This is a genomic window from Bradyrhizobium sp. YR681 (genome assembly GCF_000282615.1).
GTDB lineage: Bacteria > Pseudomonadota > Alphaproteobacteria > Rhizobiales > Xanthobacteraceae > Bradyrhizobium.
In genome coordinates, this window is sequence record NZ_AKIY01000005.1 from 1 (window position 1) to 1,138 (window position 1,138).

Here is a 1,138-nt window from a genome sequence, read left to right on the forward strand (position 1 = left end):
TCATCCTTGTAAGTCAGATCGTGCCGGATCGGCTAAAGTGGCCGGTGCGGTAACGGACGGGAGACCGCTTCATCCAAGGGCTCCGAAGCCCGTGCCTCAGCGCGGCGCCCCGTCCGTTGTTCCATCGAACCCGAACAGTCGCGAGGGCCGCCTGGCGAGCCCGGTTGCGCAAGGAGGGGTGCAGATGGACGCGATCTATGTTGGCATTGATGTATCGAAGGACCGTCTGGACGTGCATGTGCGTCCAAATGGGGAAGCCTTTGCCGTCGCGCGCGACGGCAAAGGCTTGGAAGAGCTCGTTACGCGTCTTGCAGCTTGCTCGCCGACGCTGATTGCGGTGGAGGCGACAGGTGGCTTCGAGACGATCGTTGCTGCCGCGCTGGCCGGCGCCCAGTTGCCGCTGGTGGTGGTCAATCCGGCGCAGATCCGACACTTCGCCCAAGCCGTTGGCCAGCGTGCCAAGACCGATCCGATTGATGCGGCGGTTATCGCACGGTTCGTCGAGGCCGTAAGACCAACGCCGCGCGCCCTGCCGGATCAGGAGGCCCGGTTGCTGGCCGAGCTGGTCAGCCGCCGGCGGCAGATCATCGAGATGATCGTTGCTGAACGCCAGCGCGAGAAGCGCGTCGAGAATGTCCGCGTCCGCAAGAGCCTTGCCCGCCACATCAAGGCCCTCGAGAAGGAGCTGCCGGAGATCGACAACGACATCGACACCCTGGTGCGTGGATCGCCGGTCTGGCGCGCCAAGGAGGAACTGATGATTAGCTTTCCCGGGGTAAGTAATACACTCGCGCGCACGTTCCTGGCGGAGGTGCCCGAACTCGGCACCCTCAATCGTCGCCAGATTGCAAGCCTTGCCGGCCTTGCTCCGTTCACCCGCCAGTCCGGCCGCTGGAAGGGCAAAAGCATGATCGGCGGCGGAAGAGCCGCGCTACGCGCCGGGCTCTACATGGCAGCCCTCTCTGCCAGCCAGCATCATCCGCAGCTCAAAGCGTTCTATCGACGCCTGCTGGCCGCCGGAAAGCCCAAGATGGTCGCCCTCATCGCCGTCGCGCGCAAAGTCCTCACCATTCTCAACGCCATGATCAGGGACCAAAAACAATGGCAACCCGCTTGACGAAGAACACAGTCGCTGAGG

At 63.7% G+C, this 1,138-nt stretch carries 1 protein-coding gene; it reads left to right on the forward strand.

The annotated features are described in order from the left end of the window. Window positions 1-184 precede the first annotated feature (184 nt). The gene (locus PMI42_RS00270) at window positions 185-1,117 is read left to right on the forward strand and encodes an IS110 family RNA-guided transposase (protein WP_008129423.1); all 933 of its coding nucleotides are present in this window, start codon (window positions 185-187) and stop codon (window positions 1,115-1,117) included. The last annotated feature ends 21 nt before the right edge of the window (window positions 1,118-1,138 follow it).

Bases quoted from the DNA above. Each gene is read 5' to 3' on its own strand.
- PMI42_RS00270 (WP_008129423.1), top strand. From the start codon at position 185: ATGGACGCGATCTATGTTGGCATTGATGTATCGAAGGACCGTCTGGAC.